At 61.2% G+C, this 224-nt stretch carries 1 protein-coding gene; it reads right to left on the reverse strand.

The genetic code is table 11. The features are described 5' to 3' along the window. Positions 1–209 (reverse strand): NAD-glutamate dehydrogenase (locus tag EGN72_RS00105; protein ID WP_148114233.1); only part of this gene is annotated, 209 nt, incomplete at its 3' end. Positions 210–224: the final 15 nt, after the last annotated feature.

The raw sequence follows: 224 nt of genomic DNA on the forward strand, positions 1-224 counted from the left end.
AGGTCGACGCCTGCATTGTCTTGCCCACCGGCCAAAGCGCCTTCGATCTGCGCGGCTTGGCTGACGGTCAGGTTGTCGAACGATGCGCCGGGCAGGATGCGTTCCGCTTTGGTTTCGGTCAGACCCGACAGGCGGCCCGTATCGGTCATGGCAGAGGCGGAACCAACGGTGGCAAGGCCCAGAACAGTGGCGAGGATGATGCGTTTCATGGTGTTTTCCTTTTC

This window comes from Pseudorhodobacter sp. E13, assembly GCF_003991405.1.
Lineage (GTDB): Bacteria > Pseudomonadota > Alphaproteobacteria > Rhodobacterales > Rhodobacteraceae > Pseudorhodobacter.